This window comes from Streptomyces sp. CRCS-T-1, assembly GCF_024442335.1.
GTDB classification, from domain to species: domain Bacteria; phylum Actinomycetota; class Actinomycetes; order Streptomycetales; family Streptomycetaceae; genus Streptomyces; species Streptomyces koelreuteriae.
In genome coordinates this window covers 7,853,361-7,878,341 of record NZ_CP101651.1, presented here as the reverse complement: position 1 = coordinate 7,878,341, position 24,981 = coordinate 7,853,361, and the positions used below count along the sequence as shown (strand labels likewise).

21 protein-coding genes are annotated in these 24,981 nt (G+C 72.6%); 7 read left to right on the top strand and 14 right to left on the bottom strand.

All coding sequences use genetic code 11. From position 1 onward, the window contains the following. Positions 1–115: 115 nt before the first annotated feature. A complete protein-coding gene (locus NNW99_RS35645) occupies positions 116–679 on the bottom strand; it encodes a hypothetical protein (RefSeq protein ID WP_215123295.1) in 564 nt (187 codons plus the stop codon). A 250-nt stretch (positions 680–929) separates the two neighbouring features. Here NNW99_RS35645 and NNW99_RS35640 point away from each other — a divergent pair, with 250 nt between their 5' ends. Then, positions 930–1,430, top strand: a complete 501-nt coding sequence (locus tag NNW99_RS35640; RefSeq protein ID WP_215123294.1) for a hypothetical protein — start codon at positions 930–932, stop codon at positions 1,428–1,430. 56 nt (positions 1,431–1,486) lie between these two features. Here the strand turns inward: NNW99_RS35640 and NNW99_RS35635 are convergent, their stop codons facing one another. Next, on the bottom strand, positions 1,487–1,774 hold the full coding sequence (locus NNW99_RS35635; RefSeq protein ID WP_215123293.1) for a DUF3040 domain-containing protein: 288 nt from the start codon (positions 1,772–1,774) through the stop codon (positions 1,487–1,489). Positions 1,775–2,112: 338 nt separating this feature from the next. Here NNW99_RS35635 and NNW99_RS35630 point away from each other — a divergent pair, with 338 nt between their 5' ends. Further along, positions 2,113–3,078, top strand: coding sequence for a HAMP domain-containing sensor histidine kinase (locus NNW99_RS35630; RefSeq protein WP_215123292.1), 966 nt, complete (start codon positions 2,113–2,115; stop codon positions 3,076–3,078). Further along, positions 3,075–3,731, top strand: coding sequence for a response regulator transcription factor (locus NNW99_RS35625; RefSeq protein ID WP_215123291.1), 657 nt, complete (start codon positions 3,075–3,077; stop codon positions 3,729–3,731). Before NNW99_RS35630 ends, NNW99_RS35625 begins: the two co-directional genes overlap by 4 nt. A gap of 112 nt (positions 3,732–3,843) precedes the next feature. Here the strand turns inward: NNW99_RS35625 and NNW99_RS35620 are convergent, their stop codons facing one another. From NNW99_RS35620 to NNW99_RS35610, 3 genes are all read right to left on the bottom strand, one after another. Continuing rightward, positions 3,844–5,139, bottom strand: coding sequence for a cation:proton antiporter (locus NNW99_RS35620; RefSeq protein WP_215123290.1), 1,296 nt, complete (start codon positions 5,137–5,139; stop codon positions 3,844–3,846). Between the two features lie 243 nt (positions 5,140–5,382). Then, positions 5,383–6,849, bottom strand: coding sequence for an L-fucose/L-arabinose isomerase family protein (locus NNW99_RS35615; RefSeq protein ID WP_215123289.1), 1,467 nt, complete (start codon positions 6,847–6,849; stop codon positions 5,383–5,385). 31 nt (positions 6,850–6,880) lie between these two features. Next, positions 6,881–8,137, bottom strand: a complete 1,257-nt coding sequence (locus tag NNW99_RS35610; protein ID WP_215123288.1) for an MFS transporter — start codon at positions 8,135–8,137, stop codon at positions 6,881–6,883. Positions 8,138–8,344: 207 nt separating this feature from the next. On the opposite strand from NNW99_RS35610, the gene NNW99_RS35605 reads away from it, so the two are divergent. Next, a complete protein-coding gene (locus tag NNW99_RS35605; protein ID WP_215123287.1) occupies positions 8,345–12,313 on the top strand; it encodes a glycosyl hydrolase in 3,969 nt (1,322 codons plus the stop codon). A 4-nt stretch (positions 12,314–12,317) separates the two neighbouring features. Here the strand turns inward: NNW99_RS35605 and NNW99_RS35600 are convergent, their stop codons facing one another. The 9 genes from NNW99_RS35600 to NNW99_RS35560 form a co-directional block, all read right to left on the bottom strand. Continuing rightward, complete coding sequence (locus NNW99_RS35600) at positions 12,318–13,337, bottom strand: LacI family DNA-binding transcriptional regulator (protein WP_215123286.1); 1,020 nt, start codon at positions 13,335–13,337, stop codon at positions 12,318–12,320. Between the two features lie 118 nt (positions 13,338–13,455). After that, positions 13,456–14,634, bottom strand: a complete 1,179-nt coding sequence (locus NNW99_RS35595; RefSeq protein WP_215123285.1) for an exo-alpha-sialidase — start codon at positions 14,632–14,634, stop codon at positions 13,456–13,458. Continuing rightward, positions 14,631–15,422, bottom strand: coding sequence for an HpcH/HpaI aldolase/citrate lyase family protein (locus NNW99_RS35590; protein ID WP_215123284.1), 792 nt, complete (start codon positions 15,420–15,422; stop codon positions 14,631–14,633). The genes NNW99_RS35595 and NNW99_RS35590 overlap by 4 nt, the downstream gene beginning before the upstream one ends. A gap of 35 nt (positions 15,423–15,457) precedes the next feature. Next, a complete protein-coding gene (locus tag NNW99_RS35585) occupies positions 15,458–16,438 on the bottom strand; it encodes an aldo/keto reductase (protein ID WP_215123283.1) in 981 nt (326 codons plus the stop codon). Further along, positions 16,435–17,247: a dipeptide/oligopeptide/nickel ABC transporter ATP-binding protein gene (locus NNW99_RS35580; protein ID WP_215123282.1), complete on the bottom strand. Its 813-nt coding sequence runs from the start codon at positions 17,245–17,247 to the stop codon at positions 16,435–16,437. Before NNW99_RS35580 ends, NNW99_RS35585 begins: the two co-directional genes overlap by 4 nt. Continuing rightward, the gene (locus tag NNW99_RS35575) at positions 17,244–18,077 is read right to left on the bottom strand and encodes an ABC transporter ATP-binding protein (RefSeq protein ID WP_215123281.1); all 834 of its coding nucleotides are present in this window, start codon (positions 18,075–18,077) and stop codon (positions 17,244–17,246) included. Before NNW99_RS35575 ends, NNW99_RS35580 begins: the two co-directional genes overlap by 4 nt. Further along, complete coding sequence (locus NNW99_RS35570; protein WP_215123280.1) at positions 18,074–18,988, bottom strand: ABC transporter permease; 915 nt, start codon at positions 18,986–18,988, stop codon at positions 18,074–18,076. Before NNW99_RS35570 ends, NNW99_RS35575 begins: the two co-directional genes overlap by 4 nt. Before the next feature lie 2 nt (positions 18,989–18,990). Further along, positions 18,991–19,920, bottom strand: coding sequence for an ABC transporter permease (locus NNW99_RS35565; RefSeq protein WP_215123279.1), 930 nt, complete (start codon positions 19,918–19,920; stop codon positions 18,991–18,993). A 3-nt stretch (positions 19,921–19,923) separates the two neighbouring features. Then, positions 19,924–21,537 (bottom strand): ABC transporter substrate-binding protein, encoded by a 1,614-nt coding sequence (locus tag NNW99_RS35560; protein ID WP_215123278.1) that lies wholly within the window; start codon positions 21,535–21,537, stop codon positions 19,924–19,926. Between the two features lie 219 nt (positions 21,538–21,756). Here NNW99_RS35560 and NNW99_RS35555 point away from each other — a divergent pair, with 219 nt between their 5' ends. The 3 genes from NNW99_RS35555 (at position 21,757) to NNW99_RS35545 (ending at position 24,924) form a co-directional block, all read left to right on the top strand. Continuing rightward, a complete protein-coding gene (locus tag NNW99_RS35555; protein WP_215123277.1) occupies positions 21,757–22,995 on the top strand; it encodes a four-carbon acid sugar kinase family protein in 1,239 nt (412 codons plus the stop codon). Next, positions 22,992–24,047 carry a 4-hydroxythreonine-4-phosphate dehydrogenase PdxA gene (gene pdxA / locus NNW99_RS35550; protein WP_251058018.1) on the top strand — a complete coding sequence of 352 codons (1,056 nt, stop codon included), beginning with the start codon at positions 22,992–22,994 and terminating at the stop codon, positions 24,045–24,047. Before NNW99_RS35555 ends, pdxA begins: the two co-directional genes overlap by 4 nt. A gap of 67 nt (positions 24,048–24,114) precedes the next feature. Beyond that, the gene (locus tag NNW99_RS35545; protein WP_215123276.1) at positions 24,115–24,924 is read left to right on the top strand and encodes a DeoR/GlpR family DNA-binding transcription regulator; all 810 of its coding nucleotides are present in this window, start codon (positions 24,115–24,117) and stop codon (positions 24,922–24,924) included. Positions 24,925–24,981: the final 57 nt, after the last annotated feature.

The window sequence follows — 24,981 nt, the reverse complement described above, 5'->3', positions numbered from 1 at the left end:
GCACGGCAGCGCATCGGGCGGGGCAGCGGGCACGACACGCGTGGACGACGAGCCGGGCCGCCGCGACGTGAGGGGCACGTGCGGCGGCCACGGCGGCTATGTGGTCAGGCATCGGTCATGCCGTGCCCCGCGAGGCCCGCTGGCGTCGCAGCGCGTACAGCCCGGTGCCGGCCACCGCCAGCACGGCGAGGCCGCCCGCGGTGACACCCGGCGAGGCGAGCGCGCCGCCACCGGTGTGGACGCCGCCGCGCGGCTTGTCGTGCTTGCCGTGCTCGTCGTGCCTGCCGTGCTCGTCGTGCTTGCCGTTCTCGTCGTGCTTGTCGCCCCAGTCCTTGCCGTGCTCGTCGCGCTTGTCCCAGTCCTTGTCGCGCTTGTCGCCGTAGGGGTCGTCGTGCTTGTCGCCCCAGGGGTCCTCGCCGCGCTCGCCGTCCTTGTAGGTGTCCGGGTCGTGCTTGGGGTTGTCCCAGTCGTCGTCGGCGTTCACGGCGGCCAGCGCTCCGCCACCCGTGTGTACCCCGCCGCGCGGCTCGTGGTGCTTGCCGTCCTTGTGGTGCTCCTTGCTGTAGGAAGTGGTGTCGTGGTCGCGGTCGCCCATGGCCTCGGCACAGGCGGTGGGTGCGGCGATCACGAGGGCCGCCGTGGCGGTTGCCGTCGCGAGAAGAATGCGGGCAGAGCGCATCGGTAGTCCTTCCGTCGCGGGCCGGGCAGCTGACGCCTCGCCAGCTCAGGAGACCCGGCCTCGACGTGAACCACCGTCAGTCATGCCGGGCGGCCCCACCATCCAGGACGATCACATGGGTTACGGCCGCACTCTTCCGGCGGCATCGGGGCGGTCACCGCGAAGATCGCAACCTCTCGCCCCTCAGGCCCGTCTCCTCCGGCGAAACGGGGCGAGGAACGCTCTCCCCGGACCGTCACGGGAGGCGCTCATGGCCATGGTCGGCCTGTTCTGGATCGGCGAGGACGCGGTGTACGTGGGGGCCGAGCCCACGGGAGCGGCCTCCGGTGTACGGCTGTCCGAGGACGGTGTCGAGGCGCCCGGGGCCGGTCGGGGCAGGTTCTGGACCTGGGACGAGGTGGTCCGGATCGAGACGCGCCACGTGGCCGTACGCTCCGGGGTGCGCAGGCTGGCGTCCATGGCCTTCGACGCCGCGTCCGTCATGGTCACGGGGGACGGCCAGCTGCCGCCCGCCTTCGAGGTGGAGGTGGCGACGGCCGAGGAGAGTGTCCTGGTCGATGTGCTCGCGGCCGTCACCGGCGGGATCTATCTGCCCTCCGAGTACGACCTGTCCACCACCCTCCTCCGGCGGCTCGCCGACGGCGGTGCCGAGATCGGCGATCTCCTCGCGTGGGGCCGTGAGCACGCGGCCGAGGGCACTCCCTCGCGCGAGGAGCGGGAGGCGCTGCTGCGGAAGTGGACCGGGGCGTAGCCCGCGCGGCCGCCGTCCCACCCGTGGGCGCGGCGGCCATGCCCCTCAGCGTGGCGTCACCGCCTTCTCGGGCCCTGACGTCCCAGGCGGCTCGGGTCCGGGTCGACCAGCTGGGCCGACATGCCGACCACGACCAGCCCGGCCGCGATGAGCAGCCCCTGGGCCAGGGCGATGCCACAGCCCAGGACGGCCACACCGAGTGCCAGCGCCCACCAGGCTCCGGTACGCCGGTACTCCCGGGGCGGGGCCGGTCGGCCGGATCGCAGGGCCCGGGCGAATCTGGGGTCTTCCCGCTCGAGTCGCGCTTCGAGGTCGACGAGACGTTCGTCTCCGGACTGGGGCACGGCTTCTCCTTCCCGGAACCCGACAGCGCTTCGAGGCAGGGCACGGCCGAGGCCATGGCGAATCCTGGGGGTGTCGGGCCACGTGACGGTGCGGAGGGAGACGGCCCGCCGACGCGCCGCGCGGCCGGTCTCACCAGGGCTTCAGCTTCTCCCCCCTCCAGCGGCCTCCGCCATCGGGCCCCACCCTCATCCTTCCCGGTGGCCGCCCTGTACGAACGCCGTGTCGGAAGGCCGGTGTTCGCCTCGAGGATGGGTGGTGTCACGGATGGCGGCGGGGCCGGGCAGCGCACACGCTGGAGGGATGACGGAGGCTGACAGGTCGGTGGAGGCGGTACGCGGTGCCCTTGTTCTGGCGGATCTTCCTGCTGAACGCCCTCGTGCTGATCACGGCGACCGCGCTGCTGCTGGGGCCCGTGACCGTCTCCACGCCGGTGCTGCTCACCGAGGCCGCGGTGCTGACGGTGGGACTGGCCGCGATGCTCGTCGCCAACGCCCTGCTGCTGCGGGTCGGACTCGCCCCGCTCCAGCGCCTGACGCGTGCCATGACGACGACCGACCTGCTGCGGCCGGGACGGCGTCCGGCGGTCGGCGGCCAGGCGGAGGTCGCCGAGCTGATCACGACCTTCAACACCATGCTCGACCGGCTGGAGGACGAGCGGGCCACGAGCAGCGCCCGGGTCCTGTCCGCCCAGGAGGCCGAGCGGCGCCGTATCGCACAGGAGCTGCACGACGAGGTCGGTCAGACCCTCACGGCCGTGCTGCTCGAACTGAAGCGGGTGGCCGGTCATGCCCCGCCCGATCTGCTGGAGGAGCTGCGCCAGGTGCAGGAGACCACCCGGGCCGGTCTGGACGAGATCCGTCGTATCGCCCGCCGGCTGCGCCCCGGTGTGCTGGACGAACTCGGTCTGGCGAGTGCGCTGAAGTCCCTCGCCACCGACTTCGGCGGGCCCTGTCTGTCCGTACGGCACCGTCTGGACGCGGATCTGCCGCCGCTGGGCCCGGAGGCGGAACTCGTCCTCTACCGGGTGGCGCAGGAGGGGCTCACCAATGTGGCCCGGCACGCGGAGGCCCGGCGCGCCGAGATCGCGCTGCGGCGGACCGCCACGGGCGTGCTGCTGTGCGTCCGTGACGACGGACGGGGCACCGGCGACGCGCCGGAGGGGGCCGGGATCCGCGGCATGCGGGAACGTGCCCTGCTCGTCGGCGCCGACCTCAGCCTGGGCCCCGGCCCGGACAAGGGCACCGAGGTGCGCCTGACCGTCCCCGTGCCCGTACGCGACCCCGACCGGAACGGCCGATCATGACCGACTCCCCCACGCGCATCCTGCTCGCCGACGACCACGCCCTGGTGCGGCGGGGTGTCCGGCTGATCCTGGACGCCGAGCCCGATCTCACCGTGGTCGCCGAGGCGGACGACGGTGCCGAGGCCGTCGCCCGGGCCCGCGAGCACCAGCCCGATCTCGCCGTACTCGACATCGCCATGCCCCGCCTGACGGGGCTGCAGGCCGCCCGGGAGCTGTCCCGGAGCTGCCCTGAGACGCGGATCCTCATCCTGACCATGTACGACAACGAGCAATTCTTCTTCGAGGCGCTCGGTGCCGGTGCCTCGGGCTATGTGCTCAAGTCCGTGGCGGACCGCGATCTGGTCGAGGCGTGCCGGGCCACCATGCGGGGCGAGCCCTTCCTGTATCCGGGGGCCGTCGACGCGCTCGTCCGCGACTACCTCGACCGCGTCCGGGAGGGCGGCGCACCGCCCTCCCGGGCCATCACGGACCGTGAGGAGGAGATCCTCAAGCTCGTCGCCGAGGGCCACACCTCGCAGCAGATCGCCGAGCTGCTGGTCATCAGCCCGAAGACGGTGGAGCGCCACCGCGCCAACCTGCTCCAGAAGCTCGGCCTGAAGGACCGTCTGGAGCTGACGCGCTATGCCATCCGTGTGGGGCTGATCGAGCCGTAGAGCGCCTGGGCCGGCTGTAGCCAAGCCGGGGCCGGGCAGTCCCTTCGTTCGACCGGTCGGGCGGCAGCGCGTGCCAGGCGTCATGGGGCAGGCGGGACCGTGCGGACCCCGCCTAGCGCTCGGCCGTCTCGGCAGGCCGAGGCTCGGACAGCGCGCTGTCGGCCTCGGGTCGGGTCCTGGTGCCGTCCGCCGCGCCTGAGCCGGCGTCGTCGTACGACGGTCCCCCGCGGCCCGGCATCAGGTCCTGGGCGGACCGGAGCGCACGGGCCAGCACGGAGGAGCGGCCGGCGGCGATGGGGCCGAGGACCGCGAGGACGAGGACGTATCCGGCGATGAACGGGGCGAGGCGGTTGTCGAGTCCGGCGCTGGCGGCCATGGCGGCCAGGATCAGCGCGAACTCCCCGCGGGCGACGAGGGTGGTGGCGATCTCGGCGGCGGGCTCGGCGCCGTAGCCGTACACGCGGGCGACGAGGAGCCCGGCGACGATGTTCATGACGACGGTCAGCGCGGCCGCCGCGGCGACCGGGCCGACGACGGACAGGATGTCGCCGGGGTCGATGGAGAGGCCGAAGGCGAAGAAGAAGATCGCCGCGAAGGCGTCGCGCAGCGGATGCACCAGTTCCCGGATGCGCGGGCCGGAGGAGGTGCCGGCCAGGATCAGGCCGACCATGAACGCGCCGATGGCGTCGGCGACTCCGAGGACCTCGGCGACCCCCGCCACGAGAACGGCCGCGCCGAGGAAGGTGATGACGAGCAGTTCGCTGTCACGGGTCGCGATCAGGCGCCCGGCGAGCTTCGTGCCGTAGCGGGCCGCGGCGGCCAGGACCAGCAGGAAGCCGAAGGCCTTGCCGCCCTGGAGGACCATGTCTCCGACGCCCTGGGCGCCGCTGATGACCGGCTGGAGCGCGGCGAGGTACAGCGCGAGGAAGATGTCCTCGACGACGATGACGCCCAGGATGAGACGGGTCTCCGGGCGGCCGATGCGGCCCAGGTCGATGAGGATCTTGGTGACGATGGCGGACGAGGAGATGCCGAGGACACCGGCGAGCACCAGCGCCTCCCGGACGCCCCAGCCCAGGGCGAACCCGAAGGCCAGACCCGCGCCGACGTTGAGCAGCAGATAGATCCCGCCCGCGGTCAGCAGACGCCGGCCGCCGCTCTTGAGGTCGTCGAGGTGGAACTCAAGGCCCAGGTAGAACAGCAGCAGCACCAGTCCGAGCGCGGAGAGCATCTCGAAGTCGTGTGCGTCCTCGACGATGACCAGGCCCGGGGTGTGCGGGCCGAGCAGGATGCCCGCGAGCATGAACAGCGGGATCGTCGGGAGTCCGATCCTGCCGCCGAGGCGGGCGAGGAACGCGGCGGCCAGGAAGGCACCGCCCATGGCGAGGAGGCTGTCAGCGTGTCCCACGGGTCACCGCCTTCGTGGGAGCGCGGTAGGCGGATCGTTTCACCTTGCGGGGATGGATAGGGGCTCCTCCTTCGAAGGGGCTCTGAACGGGCAGCGTCGTCCGCCTCTCGGCGCAGACCGAGGCCGCGGCCATGACAACCGGCACGAAAGCCTCGGCGACGCTGCCAGCCTCACACGCGCAACGATGGCGTCACCATCGGTGCCCGCACCCATCTCCGGGCGGGGACGACACCCATCCGCCCGTCATACGCCCCGGTGCTCGATGCCCAGCAGGCTCGCCGCCGCCCGGAAGTCGGCCGCGTGGTGGCCGAGGGCGAGGGACCAGTGGTGGCCGACGCCCGTGGCGCTCCACGCGTCCACCCATTCGCCCGGGTCACGGCCGAAGTCGACGCGGCTGGTGGTGTTGCCGATCTCCAGCAGCGGTCCGGGGACGACGGCGCCCTCGGAGGTGATGAAGGACAGGCTGCCATCGGCGTCCTGGCCGAGGCCGAGCAGGGTGACGGGACCGTGCCGGACGTCGAACTCGACGCTCACGCCCCAGCCGCGTTTGCCGTGGTAGACGCCGAGTCCGCGCAGCAGCGGGTCGCGGGCGCTGACGGCGAGGTGGGCGGGCCCGTCGTGGCCCATCTCCACGACACCGTCCTCGAAGTCGAGGGCCTGGATCTCGGTGAAGGAGCCACCGGCGCCGATGCGCTGGGAGGCGAGCTGGGCGACGCTGGTGCGCAGCTCGTACTCGCCGGCCGCGGGGACGCCCCGGGCGGTGAGCAGGGAGGCGCCCAGGATCATGCCGGCGCCGAGCCGCTCGTGCAGTTCGCCGTCGAGGCCGCGGTGGTAGTAGGCGAGGGTGTCGAGCCCGAAGTCCTCGACGAGGCGGTCCAGTGCGACCGACACGGTCGCGCCCCAGGCGAAGTCCTCGTCCACCACGCTGTCATCGAGGGTGAAGACCTGCCGGGCGAGCGCCATGCGCTCCCGGGACTCCGCGTCGGTCACGCGCTCCACCCGGTGCCGCAGGTCGTCGAACTCCAGCACCTCCACATGCGAGCCGAACGTGGTCGCCAGCAGCGTCGGATCGGTCTGGACGTCGAGCATGCCGGGGTAGACGTGCCCCATGAGGCCGTGCCGGGCGTGCCGGAGCGCGGCGCGGATGTGCGCGGCCCGGATCCACTGCTCGATGCGCCGCCACGCGGATTCCTGGCGCAGCCATCCCGAGACCGACCGGAAGGGGATGCCGGCGCGCCGGAAGACGTTGCCGACCTCGGGGACGGAGCACTGGGCGCAGTAGGCCAGCCAGTCACCGGTGTCGAAGGTGGCGTGGTTCATCCGCTCGGTCGGCTGAAGGTCGATAACCAGGACGGGGGTGTGCGAACGCCGGGCGATCGGCAGCACCATCGAGGAGGTCAGATACGTCGTCAGGAACAGCACGATCAGATCGCAGTCGGCCCGGCGCAACAGCTCGGCGGCCCGCGCGCCCTCCTGCGCGTCGGAGACGAATCCGGCGTCGGTCACCTCCGCGTCCATCCCTCGGAAGCGCTCGGCGACATAGCCGGCCGACTCCTTGAGCTGCGGGAGGAGCCCGGGGAACTGCGGCCAGTAGGTGCCCAGTCCGCCGGCGACCAGCCCGATCCGGGTGCGGCGCCGGGCGACCGGCGGAAGCAGGTCGTGCAGGGCGGCGGCGGTCCCTACGGCCGTACGGTCGGCGGTCGTTGCCATGGTCGGGGCTCCTTGTCAGGTCTGCTGCGGCTCAGGTGCTGGGGACGCGCAGGTCCGCTCTGTCGCGCACCGCACCGGAGGAACGCGGCACCAGGACGCGGATGATGAACACGCCCGCGAACGCCGCCACCGTCATACAGGCGGTGATCGTCCAGAGCAGGACGGTCGGGCTGTAGTCGGCGAGGGCGGGGGTGAAGAACGCGGCGACCGCGAAGACCCCCCGCGACACGGCGTAGGTCAGGCCCTGGGTGGTGCCCCGGGTGTCCGCCGGCAGCGTGAGCTGCGACCACACCTTGTAGTTCGCCTCTCCGGCGAAGGGGTGGGAGAACTGGTAGAGGACGAAGAAGACGAGCATGCCGACGAGCGCGCCCGCGGTCAGGGACGCGATGACGAAGGCGAGGATCTGCACCACAGCGGCCACGCGGAACAGCCGGTCGCGCCACGGGGTGTCGGCGACCCGGACGAAGGCGATGGTCAGCAGCACTCCGATCGGGATGAAGGCCAGGTTGATCCCGGTGGCCAGGCTCTGTGAGGCGTCGCTGACGGTGACGAGCAGATAGGTGCCGAACTGGCCGAAGGTGTTGGCCCCGAGGCCCCAGGTGACATAGAAGACGAAGGTCGCGGCCATCGGGAGCAGAGCGGCGCGCGTCCAGACGTTCTTCAGGGAGACACCCCGCGGGGCGGCCTCCGCTTCGGTCTCCGACGGCTCGTCGGACAGCTTCAGACGGGAGCGGAAGGCCCAGGTGACGAGGGCGGCGACGGCCAGTTGCCCTGTGATGAGCCGGGCCCCGGTCATGCCGGTGGTGGACAGGACGAAGCCGAGGAAGATGGCGACGGCGATGCCCAGCATCCACATGACCTGGGTGAAGGCGACGAGCCTGCCCCGGGCCCAGGAGGGCGCGGCGTCCGAGACCACGGCCAGGGACGTCGGCAGATCGGCGCCGGCCGCGAGCCCCGCGACCAGAACTCCGATCAGCAGCGTGATGTCGTCCGGCGCCAGCGTGATGACGATCGCGCCGAGGGCGAAGCAGAAGATGTCCCAGTTGTAGACGCGGCGGCGCCCGAAGAGGTCGGCGAGCCGTCCGCCGACCAGGGACCCGACGGCGATGCAGCCGGTGACGATCGCGCTGATCGCACCGGCCATCCACACGCCCATGTCGTAACTGTCGCGGTAGATGGCCAGGTTGACGGAGATGCTGACGATCAGCCCGGCATCGAGATAGGAGGCCATGCCCGACAGGGCGGCGGCCTTCCAGAGCTGTTTCGGGATGGGGCGGGTACCGGCCATGATGCGACTCCGTCGTCTGGTGACATCGCGGTTCCGAGGGCCTGGTCGCAGCGAATATAGGGCGAGAAAAACGTTGCAACAAGATGTCGCGCGCGAATGCGTGACAGGACGTCGGCCGCGCCGCCACGGTGCGCGGTATGGCGTCACCGTGCCAGGTCCCCTACGGTGAAAGTGGCCTAAAAACGTTTCAGGGGAAGGACCGCGTCCGTGATCTCCCCCGCGCTCCGGCGCCTGTTCGACGACCCGCCCCGCGACTTCGGCCCCACTCCCCTGTGGTGGTGGTCCGGCACGAAGGTCACCCGGGAGCGCCTGGCATGGCAGCTACGGGCGTTCGCGCAGGGCGGTGTCCACAACCTCGTCGTGATCAACCTGGCCCCGGCCGGTCCGACGTTCGCTGCCCGGGCCGACGATCCGGCGTGGTTCGGCGAGGAGTGGTGGGCGCGCTTCACCGACGCCTGCGAGATCGCCGCCGAACTGGGCACGCGCCTGTGGTTCTACGACCAGATCGGGTTCTCCGGCGCCAATGTGCAGGGCGGTGTGACACAGCGTCACCCCGAGGCGGCCGGCCTCTCCCTGCGCTGCCACGACCTCACGGTCACCCAGGGCACGGTCGCCGTCGGCGATGCCGAGACCCCGCTGGCCGCCTACACACGGCAGGGCCGCCGCCTCGATCTGGCCACGGACGGCCCGGGCGGCACTACAGGTATCGCCGCCGCCGACGGAACCGAGGTACGGCTCGTCACCACCGTCCCCACGGCGTTCGACTACCTCGACCCGCACGCCGTGGGCCTGTTGATGGACACCGTCCACCACGAGTACGACCGTCGTGTGCCCGACTACCTGGGCACCGTCATCGCGGGCAGCTTCCAGGACGAACTGCCGGGCACGAACGCGTGGAGCCACCGCTTCGCCGACGAGTTCCGCACCCGGCGCGGCTACGACCTGCTCGACCACCTGCCGGCGCTGTTCGGGACGAACGCCACCGTGCCGGACGGAGAGATCCGCGCCGACTACTACGCGGTCCGCGCGGAACTCACCGAAGAGGCCCTGTTCCGGCCGCTCTCCGACTGGCACCGCGAGCGCGGCCTGCTGCTCGGCAGCGACCAGAGCCACCCCGCCCGCGCGGGCTACCCGGCGCAGTCGACGCAGATCTACACCGACTACTTCCGGACCCACCGCTGGTACAGCGCCGCCGGCAGCGACCATCACGGTGACGCCAAGGTGCACTCCTCCATGGCCCACCTCTACGGCCATGAGCGGGTGTGGATCGAGGCCTTCCACTCCTCCGGCTGGGGCGGCACGCTGGAGGACACCTACCACTGGCTGCTGCCGTTCCTGCGCAGCGGCGCCAACCTGTACAACCCGCACGCCAGTTACTTCGGCACGGCGGGCGGCTGGTTCGAGTGGGCGCCGCCGTCCACCGACTGGCGCCAGCCCTACTGGAAGCAGTACCCGGCGTTCTCCCGGGCCGTGGCCCGGATCTGCTCGATCATGTCCTGGGGCGGCTACGCGGCCGACGTGGCGGTCCTGCACCCGACCGCGACCATGCAGGCGCTGATCCCGCTGGACGCGCAGGTCCAGCACTTCGGTGACGGCCGGCTGGGCGACGGTCATGCCGACGCCGACGAGACTCAGCGCCACTACCTGGACCTGTGCGGCACCAACAACTGGCTCGCCCCGCACATCGGCAGCCTGGACCGGCACGGGATCTCCTTCGACGTCGTGGACGACGACTCGGTGCAGCGCGCCAAGGCCACCGACGGCGCCCTGCGCATCAGGGACCTGGCGTACCGCGCGGTGCTGCTGCCCTCGGCGAGCGTGCTGGAGGAGGAGACGGCGCGGCGGCTGGCCGAACTGCTCGACGCGGGAGGGCGGGTCGTGGTCGTGGGACGGCCGCCCGGGACCGCAGCGGGCCGGTCCGGAGACGACGCGGTGGTGGCGGCCCTGCTGGCCCATCCACGGCTGGAACGGGTGCCCGACCCGAAGGCCGGTGCGGCGGCGGTGGCCGATGCGGCCGGGTACGCCACCGGTGAGGTGCCGCTGCTCGTCAGGCGGCAGGGGAACGAGGCGGTGGCGCTGGTCACGGCGGCCTTTCCGGAGATCGGCGCGCATCCGCTGCGTCCCGATGCCGCACCGGCAGGCCTTGCCGTCGGCATGTCGTCGGTCACCGTGCGGGCCGAGGTCGCCGAGGCCGAGGTCTGGAACCCGGCGACCGGCTCACGCTGCCCCGCGCGGGTCACCGTCTCCCACTCCGCCGACGGCGCCGTCTCGACCATCGAGGTGCCGCTGGACGGCGCCCCCGCGGCCCTGGTCGTCTGGCGTGAAGGCCGCCTGACACCGAAGGCGCCGGAACATGCCGCGCCCGACCGGGTGCTCGACCTCTCGGCCGGCTGGCACGGCCGCCTGGTCCCCACCCTGGACAACACCTGGGGCGATCTGGCACTGCCCCCGGGTACGTCCGTGGACGAGCCGCAGATCTGGACCATGGAGTGGACCGAGGGCACGGTGTGGGAACGGACCCGGGCCACGTACGGCAACCGGGTCCGGGTCCTGCCCCCGGTGCCCCTCGGCGAGGTGCCCGAGCCGCTGGACGCCGACCGCGCCGAACGCGTCCTGGCGGGCGAGCTGCCCCTCGTACCGCCGGACGCGGGCTGGGACGTCGCCGTGTACTCGTCGAGCCGGGGCATCCCGGACCCGGGCGGGCTGCTGGGCATCAAGGGGCTGGTGAACGAGGAGTTCGTCCGTGTGCCCGTACCGGTCGGCGCGACGGCCGCCCGGGTCCGGGCGATCGTGGAGACGGACCACCGGGGGCCGGCCGAACTGCATGTCGGCGCAGAGGCCGGCAAGCGGGTGTGGTGGAACGGCGAGCGGCTGGACCCGGACGCCGAAGGGTATGTGGCGTCCACCCGGATCACGGTGGCCCGCGCCCGCAACGTGCTCGAGTACGAGCTGTCAGGCGCCGAGAGCCGTCCCACGGCGATCTCGGCCGAGGACTGCACCCCGCTGGGCAGCTTCTTCTGTCTGTCCGCGCCGGGCGGGCTCGGGCCGCGTCCGCGGTTCATGCGCCCGCCGGACGGGGTGCGACCGGACGGCGGGGTGACGTACCGCGCGCGGCTGCGGGGCCCGGGCGAGGGGGCACGGGCGGTGCTCGTGGTGGGTGCCGCCTCGGCGGTCACCGTGCTGCTCGACGGGGCGGTGGTGGCTCGGCAAGAACAGGTGGAGTACTACGCGGCGGACTGGGGCGCCGTACCGCAGTTCTTCCGCCACGAACCGGCGCTCGGGGCGGGCGAGCACACCCTGGAGGTCGTGTCCGACAGTGCCGACGCCCGGGACGCGGTCTTCGTCGACCTGGTGGTGCGGTCCGGGGACGGGGTGACAGCCCTTGTCAGCGGCGCCGGCTGGGAGGCCGACACGGGCGGGTGGCGGGGGCGGACCGTCGAGGACGACCGCAGGCGGGGCGAGCTGCGGCACTGCCACGCCGCGGTGCGGCCGCACCCGCTGCCGGACACCGGGTGGCTCACCGGCCGGCCGGTCCTCGCCGGCACCGTGTGGCCGTCGCGGTCCACGGACGACGTCCACGCGACCCCGCAGCGCTTCCGGTTCACCGTCCCGGCGGGCACGGTGTCGCTCGATCTGCCGCTGGCGCTTCCCGCGAGCGTGCGGATCGGGGACGGACCGGAATCGCCCCTGGACGAACCTCGACTGACACTCCGCCAGCCACTGTCGGCGCCCACGCCGGTCGAGGTGGTCACCGAGCCGACGGCGGTGCTGCGAGGCGGCTCCGCCTGGCGCGGGCCGGTGCGCGTGCGGACCGTACCGGCGCCGCTGCCGCTCGGCGACTGGCGTGAGCTGGGGCTGGGCAGTTGGAGCGGCGGCGTGACGTACGCGCGTGCGCTTCAGGTACCGCCGGGGCCCGAACCGGTACTGGACCTCGGGCGGGTGCGGGGCAGTGTGGAGGTGTCGGTCGACGGCGAGGCGGCCGGTGAGGCGTTCTGCGCGCCGTACCGCTTCCCGTTGCGCGGTGCCGCCGGGCGTACCGTCCGGGTGGAGGTGACGGTCCGGGGGACGCTGGCGCCGTATCTCGCGGAGGCCACACCGACGGCCTGGGCGTTCGACTCCCAGTTGTCGTCGGGGCTCCTGGGGCCGGTGACGCTGCGGGTGCCCTCCGGCGACTAGTCGACTAGTCGCCGGGGAGCGGCCGGGTGGAGTCGCGCAGGACGAGGCCGGGGGCGAAGACGCGGGTCTCGTGGAGGTGGTCCGCGCGGGCCTCGATCTCGTCGAGCAGCATCTCCACGGCCGCCCGGCCGAGGTCCTCGACGGGCTGCCGGACCGTCGTCAGGGTCGTCGCCCCGAAGGTCGCGACATCGAGATCGCCGTAGCCGACCACCTGCACGTCCTGCGGAACGCGCACGCCCCGCTCGGTCAGTCCCCGGCACAGCCCGGCCGCGAGGAAGTCGTTGGTGCAGAAGACCCCGTCGGGCAGGTGCTCCAGCTCGCGCGCGATCTGTGTGCCGTACGCGACGGTCATCCGCTCGGCGACGACCTGGTCCAGCCGTGCCTCGCGCCGGCTGCGGACGGCCTGCCGGGCGCCCTGGTACCGGTCGGCGCACTGGCGTATGCCGCGTTCGCCGTTGACGACGAGGATGTCGCGCGCCCCGCTGTCGAGGAGATGCTCCACGGCGATACGGCCGCCGGCGATGTCGTCCACCGAGGCCGAGCAGCCCTCCCGGTCGGGCATCGCGCGGTCGGCCAGGACCAGCGGGATGCCCCGCTCGCGCAGCCGGGCCAGCCGTCCCGGGTCGGCGCTGAGCGGCACGACGACCACGCCCACGGCGCGCTGTTCGACGAGCATGCTGAAGTAGCCCTGCTCCCGCTCCGGGGCGTCGCCGCTGTGGCAGAGGACGAGGGAGTAGCCGTGATCGTAGGCCGCGTCGGCCGCGCCGCGTGCGATGCGCGCGTAGAAGGAGTTGGTCACGTCGGGCAGCACGAGCCCGATGGCGGAGGAGTGTCCGGTGCGCAGGCCCGCCGCTCCCGGGTGGGGGACGTAGTCGAGTTCGGCGACGGCGACACGGACGCGCTCGGCGGTCTGCGCGGTGACCCGCTCGGGCCGGTTGAGCACGTTCGACACCGTGGACACCGAGACGCCGGCGGCGGCCGCGACGTCCTGGATGCGGGCGGGGCGTGCCGGAACGGCGTCCACCCCCTCGCTGTTGCGGCCGTGCGACCAGGCACGACGGCGGCCTCCATGAGCGGCCGCAAGTATAACGTGACCGGGCGTAGAACGTTTTTCCCCGCCCGGTCTCCGTCGTCTCCGGAGTTCAGGCCGGGAATTCCCGCTTCAGCCAGTCCCCGTCCAGGCGGATGTGTTTGATGGTGCGCCGGTGGTGGGTGTAGGCGATGTGGAGGGTGCCGTCGGGTGTCTGGGCGAGGGAGGGGTAGGACAGTTCGCGGTTGAGGCCATCGCGGGAGTTGTTGGTCAGGCAGTGGCCGTCGCCGGTTTCGAGGTCGTGGCGCAGCGGCCAGGAGCGGCCGTCGTCCGGGGAGAGGGCCAGGGAGAGCGGGGCTCGGGGGGCGCCCCAGAACGCGTCGCCCGAGGGGGCGGTTTCCGCAGGTGTCCCGGCCACTCCCCCGTCGTCGATCTCGTCGTACAGCGAGACCCTGCGGGCGACGGCGTCCGCCGCGCTGCTGTGGTTGTAGACCAGGGCGAGCCTGCCGTCGGCCAGCACGGTGTACTGGATCGAGGAGTTGTTGTTCGGCAGGTCCAGGGCGCGCGGTTCGCTCCAGGTCTCGCCGCCGTCGGACGACACGCTGCTGTGCACGGCGTCCGCGCGACGGCTGCGGAAGAGGGCCAGGAGTGAACCGTCGTGCAGCGGGCGGATGTTCATGTGGACGAGGCCCGTGCTGCCCGGGACGGGGCGTTCGCGCCAGGTGTGTCCGCCGTCGTCGCTGATCATGACGGAGCTGGTGTCCCGGTCACCTGACCAGGCGATGCCGGGGGTGGCGACACAGCGGAACACGGGGAGCAACAACCGCTCGCCGTGCGGCACTTGGACGACGGGCTGGCGTACGAAGACGCCGCCCTGCTCGGTGGCCGCGAACAGGACGCGGGCCGGACCCCAGGTGGCGCCCTCGTCGTGGCTGACACGCAGCCGGACCTCGGCCGTGTCCTGGTGGCCCGCGCGCTGGGCGGTGTGCAGAAGCCAGAGTTCGCCCGAGGGGGCCGGGAAGAGGAGCGGGTTCTGCTCGGAGCGGGTGTCGTCGGCGGAGAGCCGCACGGGGAGGGACCAGGTGTCGGCACCCCGGGCGAGGCGGGAGAACCACACCGAGATGTCGGCGACGCCCTCCTGGGTACCGCCGAACCAGACGCAGCCCAGGTCCCCGCTGGGCAGGACGGTCAGGTTGGCGGCGTGATTCTGCACGGCGGGGGCGGCCAGATGAGTCTCGGCGCGGCCGGGCTGGTCGGGGTGGGGACGCAGGGTGCCGTCGGGGGTGGTCATCGGGACTCTCCCTTCTGACGCGCGGCGTCGAGGTGGGTCGTGGCGATCTGTTGGAGGTGGACGACGTCGGCGGCGATGGAGACGTAGGTCCAGCCTTCGGCGAGGCGGCGTGCGGCGCTCGCGCCGTCGGCGTTGTGGATGCCGGCCGCGATGCCCGCAGCCTCGGCTGCCTTCCTGATACGGGTCAGGGCCTGTTCGAACTCCTCTTGTACGGAGGGGTCGGTGGAGGTGGTGCCGCCGATGGCCAGGCGCAGGTCGGAGGGGCCGACGTAGATGCCGTCGAGGCCGTCGGTGGCGCAGATCTCCTCGACGTTGGCGAGGCCGTCGGCCGTCTCGATCATCGCCAGGACGGCGGTCTGGGCGTGGGTGTCAGCCGGGTTGGGGCCGATACGGAGCTGGGCGCGCATCGGCCCGTAGGAGCGGCGGCCGAGCGGCGGGTAGCGGACGGCGGCGATGGCGTCTGCGGCGTCCTGCGCGGTGTCGATCAACGGGACGATGACGGCGGTGGCGCCCGCGTCGAGGGCTTTGCCGATGTAGGTGGGGTCGTTGGCCTCCACGCGCACGATGCCGACGGCGGTGGAGCCTTTGGTGTCGGTGGCCAGGAGGTTGTGGAGCATGCCCTGGTAGCCGAAGAGGCCGTGCTGGGCGTCGAAGGCCAGGTAGTCGTAGCCCAGACGGGCCAGACGCTCGGCGGCGATGGGTGAGTCGAGCAGGGACCAGTAGCCGATCAGCTGCTCACGGGCACGCAGGGCGGCGGTGAACTCGGCTGGGGTGCGGCCGGTTGCCATGAAGGATTCTCCGTAACGGTCCGGGGTGGTGGGGGTCAGCGGTTGTATGCGGGCATCGGGCCGCGCAGCCGGGCACCGACCTCGTCGCAGGCCGCGGTGACATCAGCCGGCAACGGACCCGCCGCCGCTGCCGTGATGTTGGCGAGCAGGTGCTCCACCCTCGAACCGCCCAGCAGCAGCGCATCAGTGGACGGGCGGTCCAGCAGCCACCGCAGCGCCAGATCAGTCAGCGCCAGCCCCGCATCCGAGGCGATACGCGTCAGGTCACCCACAGCGCGGAAGAGGTCCTCGTTCCAGTACCGCTGCCGGTACATGACGGCCAGCTTCGAATCACCGAAACGCCCACCCTCCGGCGCCTGCCCGAAGGAGTGCCGGCCGGTGAGGAGACCGCCGCCGAGGGGGTTGTAGACCATCGTGGCCAGCCCGGACACGGCCGCGTACTCGACGTACTCCTCCTCCACACGCCGCGCCAGCAGATTGTGCAACTGCTGCGCGACCACCGGCCGCGGAGCCCCCACCACATCCGCCACCCGACAGAGCTCGGCGATCTGCCAGGCCGCGAAGTTGGACACCCCCAGCGCACCGACCTTCCCCTCGGCCACGAACTCGGCCACCGCCGCCAGAGTCTCGACCAGCGGCGTCGCACGGTCCGGCTGATGCAGATAGAACAGATCGACACGGTCGGTCCCCAGCCGCTTCAGACTGCCCTCCAGCGCGGCCCGCAGCCCGGCCCGCGACAACGGCGCGTGATCACCCTGGTCCGGGTGCGCAATCCCCGCCTTGGTCGCCAACACCACCCGCTCCCGGCGGCCCGCGAGCAACTCCCCCAGCAGCCGCTCACTCTCACCCCCCGCATAGCCGTTCGCGGTGTCCACGCCCGTGACACCCGCATCCAAAGCGGCATCCAGCATCAACGCCGCCGACGAACGGTCCACGGTGTCGCCGAAGGTCATCGTGCCGAGCACCAGCCGCGAGAGCGGGACGGTGGTGTTCGGCAGGGTCAGGGCGGTGGTCACGAGGAGCTTCCTTCCAGTACGCGGCGGGGTTTCACGCCGTGGATGGCGGTCGGGTCGAGGGCTGCGCGGCGCAGGGCGCGGGTGTAGGGGTCGGACGGGGCGGCGAGGACGGTCTCGGTCCGTCCGGCCTCGACCACGCGCCCGGCCCGCATCACCACCACGTCGGTGCTCATCTCGCGCACCACGCCCAGGTTGTGCGCGATGACGAGGTAGGCGATGCCGGTCTCCTCCTGCAACTCCCTGAGCAGTGCGAGCACTTGGGCCTGTACGGAGACGTCGAGCGCGGAGGTCGCCTCGTCGCAGACCAGCAGGTCGGGCCGGGAGGCGAGGGCACGGGCGATGCCGATGCGCTGGCGCTGGCCGCCGGAGAAGTCGGCCGGGCGGCGCTCCAGGGCGGACGGGGGCAGGCCGACCTGGTCGAGCAGTTCGGCGGCACGGCGGGCCCGTTCGGCGCGGTCCGACACTCCGCCGAGGCGCAGCGGCTCGGCCACGATCTGCTGGGCGGTCAGATGGGGGTCGAGGGAGCCGTAGGGGTCCTGGAAGACCATCTGGACGCGGCGCCTGAGCGGTCGCAGTCGCCGCTCCGGGAGGGTGGCGATGTCCGTGCCGTCGAGGACGATACGGCCGGACCGTGGGGTGAGCAGCCGGACCAGGGCACGGGCGAGGGTCGACTTGCCGCAGCCGGACTCGCCGACCACCGCGAGCGAACCGCCCTTGTCGAGCTGGAAGCCGACCTGGTCGACGGCGCGGAAGGGGCCGTTCGGGGTCGGGTATTCGACGACCAGGTCCTCTACGGACAACAGAGTCATGTGGCGGCTCCCGGTACGACGGACTCGTCCCAGTCGCCCAGGCGGGGCACTGCGGCGAGGAGGGCTCGGGTGTAGGGCTCGGCGGGTTGGTCGACGATGCGTTCGGCCGGTCCGGACTCGACGAAGCGGCCGTCCTTCATGACGTGGATGCGGTCGGAGACGAGTCGGGCCACGCCCAGGTCGTGGGTGATCATCAGCATGCCGATGCCGGTGCGTTCCTGGAGTTCCATCAGCAGGTCCAGGACGCTGGCCTGCACGGTCGCGTCGAGGGCGGAGGTGGGTTCGTCGGCGACCAGCAGTTCCGGGTCGCCGGCCAGGGCGATGGCGATGAGGATGCGTTGCAGCATGCCGCCGGAGAACTGGTGCGGGTAGGACTTCCAGCGGGTCTCGGGGCGGGTGATGCGCACCTGGGCGAGCAGCTCGATGCCCTTCTCGCGGGCCTGGGCCCTGGACAGTTCGGGGTGGCGCAGGCGGATCGCCTCGCCGAGCTGCCGGCCGATGGTGTGGACGGGGCTGAGGGCGGTCATCGGGTCCTGCGGGATCAGGGAGACCGTCCGGCCGCGTACCGCGCATGCCGCGCCGGGGTCGGCGACGACGTCCCGGCCGCCGATGCGGACGCTGCCCGACAGCACGGCGAGGCCCTCCGGCAGCAGGCGCAGTACGCCCATCGCGGTGGTCGACTTGCCGGATCCGGACTCGCCGATGAGGGTCACGGTCTCGCCGCGGCCGACGGTGAAGGTCACGCCGTCGACGGCCCGGACGACGCCGTGCGCGGTGATGAGTTCGATCTGGAGGTCTCGGACGTCCAGCAGGGGTGTCTCGGTGCTCATGCTCCGGCTCCCTTCCGGCGGCGGGTGCGGTCCCGCAGTCCGTCGCCCAGCAGATTGACCCCGACCACGAGGAGGGCGATGACCAGGCCGGGCAGGGTGACCAGCCACCACGAGGTGGTGATGTAGGCCTGGCCGTCGGAGATGATCCGGCCCCAGGTGGCGAAGGGCCGCTGCGGTCCGGCGCCGAGGAAGCTCAGCGCGCTCTCCAGCAGCACGGCCTGGGCGAGCAGCAGCAGGACGACGAGGCTCACCGGCCGTACGACGTTGGGCACGACGTGCCGGGTGAGGATCTGCCAGCCTCGCAGGCCCAGGACGCGGGCGGCGGCGACATAGGGTTTCTCGCGCTCGACCAGGACGAGGGAGCGGGTCAGCCGCGCCACCTCGGGCCACTGGGCGACGGCGATCACGCAGGTGATGACGGTGACGGAGGGCCCGAAGAGGGCGACGACGAGCAGCAGCATCATCAGCAGGGGCAGGGCGAGCTGGGCCTCCAGGAAGCGGGAGACGAGCGCGTCGACCCAGCCGCCGAAGAAGCCCGCGGCCGCCCCGGCGACGATGCCGATCAGCCCGGACACCAGGACCGCGAGGACGCCGACCGACAGGGAGACCTGGCCGCCGTGCAGGATGCGCGACAGCAGGTCGCGGCCGAGCTGGTCGGTGCCGAGCAGATGCCCCGCGCTGAGCGGCGGCAGCCTGCGCTCCGAGAGGTCCTGGGCGTTGGCCTCCGGCAGGGGCAGCAGGCCGGCGAGGGCGACGGGCAGGACGACCAGGGCCGTGCACACGGACCCGGCCCAGATCTTGAAGCGCGAGCCGCGCCGCTGGCGGGTCGCGGTGGCCCGGGCGAGGTCGCGGGCGCCGACGGCGCTGGGCCGCTCGGTACCGGCGACCGGGGTGGAGATGACACCGGCCATGGTCAGGCCGCCTTTCCGAGTCGTACGCGCGGATCGAACAGCGGGTAGGCGAGGTCGACGAGGAGCTGCACGAGGATCGCGAGGGTGGCCGTCACGAGGACGGTGGCCTGGATGAGCGGGTAGTCGCGGGTCTCCAGCGCCCGGACGACGAGTGAGCCGACGCCCGGCCAGCCGAAGACGACCTCGACGACCACGACACCGTTGAGCAGGGCCGCGAAGCGGGTGCCGAGGGCGGTGACGAGCGGCACGGCGGAGTTGCGCAGGCCGTACTGCCAGGTCAGGGTGCGTTCGGAGACGCCGCGGGAGCGGGCGACCGTGGTGTAGGGGGCGGCGAGCGCGGTGGTCATCTCGCGGCGGACCAGGCGGGAGATCAGGGCGAGCTGGAGGACGGCCACGGTCACCGTGGGCAGGATCAGGCCGCTCCACGAGGTGAATCCGGAGGCGGGCAGCACCGGGAGCAGCACGGCGAAGACGGTCAGCAGCATCACGCCGGTCCAGAAGTCCGGCATCGACTGCCCGGTGATCGTCAGGACGTTGGCGCCCAGCTCCCGCTTGGTGTCGGCGCGCCGTGCCATCCACACGCCGAGCGGTACGGCGACGACGGTGGTGACAGCGATGGCCGAGACCGCGAGGGTGATGGTGTATGGCAGCCGGTCCATGACCACCTGGAACGCGGAGGAGTGGAAGGAGTAGCTGGTGCCTAGGTTCCCGGTGCACAGGTCCCGCAGGAAGATCCCGTACTGGGTGATGAGCGGTTCGTCGAGGCCGAACTGGGCGCGGATGCGGGCGAGGTCGGCGGCCGTGGCGCTGGGGGCGGCGTAGGCGGCGGCCGGGTCGCCGGGAGCCAGGCGCAGCAGCAGGAAGACCGTGGTGAGGGTGAGGAAGACGGCCAGCAGGCTCTGGCCGATGCGGCGGGCGAGATAGGTGGCCACGGCTCAGCCCTCCAGCCGTACGGCGGACAGATCGTAGGAGTTGAGCTGGAGCAGGCCCAGGTCGTGCACGCGTTCGCGGCGGGCGAGCAGGGTCTTGGGGGCGAAGGCCCACAGGCTGGGCCAGGTGTTCCAGACGGCGTGCTGCGCGGCGGCCAGCTTGCGGTCGCGGGCGGCGGCGTCGGTCTCGGTGGCGGCGTCCTCCAGGCGGCGCTGGATGTCCGGGATGACGTACCCCATGTAGGTGTCGCGGGTGCGTTCCCGCTCGGGGGTGCCGCCGTACATGCCCTGGAGGGAGGTGAGGGCCTGGCCGGTGGTGCCGGGGAAGCCGTTGCCGATGACGTCCCAGTCGCCGCCGCGGCCCTGCCGCCACTTCAGGATGTCGCCGCCCGGTTCGAACTGGAGCAGGGAGGCGCGGACGCCGATGTCGCGGAACATGTCGGCGACGGCTTCCATGACGGAGCTGTCGGCGGCGAACTCGCCCGACTCCCAGATGACGCGGATCCGCAGGCCCTCGGCGCCCAGTCGCTTCAGCTGCGCCTTGGCCTTGCCCGGGTCGTAGGTGTAGGCGCCGGTACGCACCGCGCCTTCGAGGGCGAGGGGGACGACTCCCTCGGCGGCTTCGGCGGAGCCGGTGAGGACGTCCTTGGCCAGTGCCTCGCCGTCGATGGCGTAGGTGAGGGCGCGGCGTACGCGGGCGTCGGCCAGGGGGTGGTCGTCGGGCTTGCGGAAGTTGTAGAAGAGCTGGCAGATGCGGACGCCGGAGGTCTCCTCGACGGTGACGCCGGGCAGGCCGGTGAGCTGCTCGGCCGAGTCCGGGGTGAGGGTGTCGACGACGTCCAGCTCGCCGCTGCGCAGGGCGATGACCCGGCTGGACTCCTCGGGCACGAAGCGCACCCGGACGGTTTCGACGTGGGCCGGGCGGCCCCAGTAGCGGGGGTTGCGGGCGAGGGTGTACTCACCGGCGCCGCTGTTGGCCTCGATCACCTTGTACGGTCCTGAGCCGACGCCGCTCTGGAGTTCCTCGGGGCGGTTGGCGGCGGACGGGGTGATGTGGATGTTGGCCATGAGGCGGTCGAGCACGGGCACCGGCCGCTCGGTGTGCAGCTCGAAGGTGCGCTCGCCGGTCTTCTCGACGGTGGGCAGCTCCGGGAAGAGGCCGAGGAGGAAGGAGCCGTTGACCTTGCCGTACATCTCCAGGGCGGTGGCGACGTCCTCGACGGTGACGGGGCTGCCGTCGGAGTAGCGCACGCCCTCGCGCAGCCGCACGCTCCAGGTGGTCGGCCCGGTCATCGCGAACCGGTCGGCGAGGACGAGCCGGACGCGCATGGCGGGGCCGATGCTCGTGAGGGCCTGGCGGACGGCGCGCTGCACGGTGACGGCGGCGTCGAACTGGTTCAGCTTGTTGTCCAGGCTCACCAGGGAGCGGTTCAGGCCGAGGGTGAGGGTGCCGGGGCCGGGGGCTCCGGTGGGTCCTGCGCAGGCGGAGAGGGGACCGAGGGCGAGACCCGTGCCGCCGAGCGCGCCGAGGCGCAGCAGGGTGCGGCGGCGGACGGGGCGGCCGAGGGGCCGCCACTGGGGGCTGTGGTCCGGGGGTGCGTCATGGGGGCTTGGGGTCATCGTCGACCTTCTCGCGTTCCGGGGGCGACCGGCTCGTGGTGTTCGTGCGGCTCTCGCTGTGGCTCGGTCGGGGGTCCGGCCGGCGGGATACGAACAGGTGTCGCGCCGAAAAAGGTGGCACGACTGCGCGAAGTGCGCAAGAGGTCTCGCGCATTTCGCGCAACCCATGTCATCATCGGTTTCCGAGGCAGCCCGACCGGGCCGCCCGAGGAGGTACCCGTGTCCCTCTCCGCTGCCGGCTCCGGCGGCCCCGTCCAGGCCGCCCACCGGCCCGTACTCGCTCTCGCCGATGATCTGTCCGGCGCCGCCGAGACCGCGGTGGCGCTGCGCTCGCCCGCCCGGATCCTGCTGGGACCGGTCCCCGGACCGGTGGCGTCCCTGCCCGGTGAGTCCCTGGTGCTCGACCTCGACTCGCGGCAGCTGCCCGGCGCCGAGGCGGCGCGGGCGGTCCGGGACGTCACGCACGCGGTGCCCGACCGCACGGTGCTCTTCAAGAAGGTCGACTCGCTGCTCAGGGGCAACCTCGCCGCCGAGGCGGCCGCCTACGCGCGGGACGCTCGGGGCGTGGTGATCGCGACCGCGCTGCCGGCCGCCCGGCGCACGGTCCGGGGCGGGGTCGTCCACCTCGACGGGGTGCCGCTGCACGAGACGGACGCCTGGCGTGCCGAGGCGCGGCCCGCCCCGGCCTCGGTCGCCGCCGCGCTCGGTGACCTGCCGTCAGCTCCGGTGCCGCTCACGGACGTACGCGGTGCGCCCGGCGCGCTCCGGGAGGCGCTGCGTGCGTGTTTCGCGCAGGGACGGCATCCGGTGTGCGACGCGGAGACCGAGACCGACCTCGATGCGATCGCCACGACGGTCCTCGAACTGGGGCCCGGGATAAGGCTGTTGGGCACCGGCGGGCTCGCGGGCGCCCTGGGGCGGCTTCTGGGCACGCACGGGGAGAACACGTTCGACGCCGGGGACGTGGTCCGGCCGCTGCTGATCGTCGTAGGCACGGCCGAACCGTCGGCCCGCGAACAGGTCGCGCATCTCCTCGCGGACGGAGCGCACGAGGTCTCCCTCACCACCCACGAACTCCTGCACTCCTCTCGGCGGCTCGCACCTCCCGTCGCCGCCGTGACGGTCGTCCGCGTCACCGGAGCGGCCGACCCCTCCCTCGCGCGCCGTCTCGTCGCCGCGCTCGCCGACAGCGTCGCCGACGCGGCGCGCGACTGCGACCTGGTCCTCACCGGCGGCGAGACCGCCCGCCGCGTCCTGGACGTCCTGCGCGTCACCGATCTGCGCCCGGTGGGCCAGATCCACCACGGCGCGGTCCTCTCCCGCACACCCGACGGCCGCTCGGTCGTCACCCGGCCCGGCAGCTACGGCGGGGCCGACTCCCTGCGGCGCATCGTCCGGGCCCTGCGCCCCGCACCCGTACGTCACGTTCCGACCGACCCCACAGGAGTAGCCCCGTGAACGCAGCCCCCTCCTCCGCCGCCACCGCCGGCCAGACCTCCGCGGCTTCCCGGCCGCTCCCGGTCATCGCGGTGACCATGGGCGACGGCGCGGGCATCGGGCCCGAGGTCATCGTGCCGGCGCTGCTGCACCCCGACACCCTGCGCGACTGCCGCCCCGTCGTCGTGGGCGACGCCGAGCGTCTGCGCCAGGCCGCCGATACTCTCGGCATCGCCTGCGACATCGTGCCCGTCGACGGTCCGGCCCAGGCCGAGTTCACGCCCGGCCGGGTCAATGTGATCGACCTCGGGCTGCTCCCCGCCGACCTGCCCTGGGGCGAGCTGTCCGCCGTCGCGGGCGACGCCGCCTACCACTACGTCCGGGTCGCCGCCGAACTCGCCCTGCGCGGCGACGTGGACGGCATCTGCACCGCCCCTCTCAACAAGGAGGCCCTGCACTCCGCCGGTCACCTCTACCCGGGCCACACCGAACTCCTCGCCCATCTCACGGGCGTCGAGGAAGTGTCGATGATGCTGTCGACGCCCCGGGTGAAGGTCATCCACGTCACCACCCACATCGGGCTGATCGACGCCGTGAACCGCATCGAGCCCGGCCTGGTGGAGCGCACGGTGCGCCGTGGCCACGAGGCGATGGTGCGCGCCGGGACCCCCGACCCGGTGATCGGTGTCTGCGGCATCAACCCGCACGCGGGCGAGAACGGCCTGTTCGGCTACGGCGAGGAGGAGACGAAGATCGTCCCGGCGCTGGAGAGGGTCCGCGCCGACGGCATCGACGCACGCGGCCCGCTGCCCGCCGACACGGCGTTCTACCTGGCCTCGCGCGGCGACTACGACCTCATCGTCGCGATGTACCACGACCAGGGGCACGGCCCCGTCAAGGTCCTCGGCATCGAGGCCGGGGTCAACCTCACCGTCGGACTGCCGGTGATCCGCACCTCCGTCGACCACGGCACGGCCTTCGACATCGCCGGAACCGGCCGGGCCGAGCCCGGTAGCATGGTCGAGGCTCTGCGCCAGGCCGCCGAGATGTCGACCGCTCCGGCCGCCCGCTGACCGCGGTTCGCGTCAGGCACGTGTGAGACCCAGGACGGCCCAGGACTATCGAGGACCTGAAGAACCTATGTCTGTGACCGGATCCAAGGCGCGGCGCGACCGCATCGTCCACCTCGCCACCACCACCGGCCTGGCGAGCGTGGAGGAGCTGTCGCAGCTGTTCGGCGTGACGGCCTCGACCATCCGCCGCGACCTGGCCAAGCTCACCACCGACGGGCGGCTGGCCCGCACCTACGGCGGGGCCATGGCGCTGGCCGCGCACCCCGAGGCCTCGCTGCGGCAGCGCGTGGGCGAGGCCTTCGAGGCCAAGCAGGCCATCGCCCGCTGGGCGGCGGCCCAGGTGCGGCCCGGTGAGACGCTGCTGCTCGACGCCGGGTCCACGGTCGGCGCACTCGCCCATGAGCTGCGCACGGCCGAGGACCTCACCGTGGCGACCACCGGACTCACCGCCCTGCAGGCGCTGTCCGATGTCGAGACGGTGCACGTCGAGTGCCTCGGCGGCACCCTGCGCCCGCTCAGCCAGGGCTTCGTCGGGCCCCTCACGGAAGCCGCCCTGGAGCGCCTGACGTTCGACCGGGTCTTCCTCGGCACGGACGGCATCTCCCCCGAACTCGGCATCTGCGAGGCGGATCTGCGCCAGACCCGCCTCAAGGAGCTGATGGCCCGCCGCGCCGACCACGTCTACGTCCTCGCCCACGCGGCCAAGCTCGGCCGCCGCCCCTTCCACGCCTGGACGGCCCTGTGCGAGGGCTGGACGCTGGTCACGGACGACACCGCTGACCCGGCCGTCCTCGCGGAGCTGCGGGCGCGCGGGGTGGCGACCGTGACGACGACGCCGGAACCGGAGACGGCCGGCCCGCACGGCGACATCGCGTAGCAATGGGGCCGTAGCGCCGCCGCCCGGCGCGCGGCGGCAGGGCCCACTCGTGTGCCG

What these genes read in the sequence shown, in the direction of transcription:
- NNW99_RS35645 (WP_215123295.1), bottom strand. Translation starts at nt 679, where the DNA reads ATGCGCTCTGCCCGCATTCTTCTCGCGACGGCAACCGCCACGGCGGCC.
- NNW99_RS35640 (WP_215123294.1), top strand. Translation starts at nt 930, where the DNA reads ATGGCCATGGTCGGCCTGTTCTGGATCGGCGAGGACGCGGTGTACGTG.
- NNW99_RS35625 (WP_215123291.1), top strand. Translation starts at nt 3,075, where the DNA reads ATGACCGACTCCCCCACGCGCATCCTGCTCGCCGACGACCACGCCCTG.
- NNW99_RS35615 (WP_215123289.1), bottom strand. Translation starts at nt 6,849, where the DNA reads ATGGCAACGACCGCCGACCGTACGGCCGTAGGGACCGCCGCCGCCCTG.
- NNW99_RS35610 (WP_215123288.1), bottom strand. Translation starts at nt 8,137, where the DNA reads ATGGCCGGTACCCGCCCCATCCCGAAACAGCTCTGGAAGGCCGCCGCC.
- NNW99_RS35595 (WP_215123285.1), bottom strand. Translation starts at nt 14,634, where the DNA reads ATGACCACCCCCGACGGCACCCTGCGTCCCCACCCCGACCAGCCCGGC.
- NNW99_RS35590 (WP_215123284.1), bottom strand. Translation starts at nt 15,422, where the DNA reads ATGGCAACCGGCCGCACCCCAGCCGAGTTCACCGCCGCCCTGCGTGCC.
- NNW99_RS35580 (WP_215123282.1), bottom strand. Translation starts at nt 17,247, where the DNA reads ATGACTCTGTTGTCCGTAGAGGACCTGGTCGTCGAATACCCGACCCCG.
- NNW99_RS35575 (WP_215123281.1), bottom strand. Translation starts at nt 18,077, where the DNA reads ATGAGCACCGAGACACCCCTGCTGGACGTCCGAGACCTCCAGATCGAA.
- NNW99_RS35570 (WP_215123280.1), bottom strand. Translation starts at nt 18,988, where the DNA reads ATGGCCGGTGTCATCTCCACCCCGGTCGCCGGTACCGAGCGGCCCAGC.
- NNW99_RS35560 (WP_215123278.1), bottom strand. Translation starts at nt 21,537, where the DNA reads ATGACCCCAAGCCCCCATGACGCACCCCCGGACCACAGCCCCCAGTGG.
- NNW99_RS35545 (WP_215123276.1), top strand. Translation starts at nt 24,115, where the DNA reads ATGTCTGTGACCGGATCCAAGGCGCGGCGCGACCGCATCGTCCACCTC.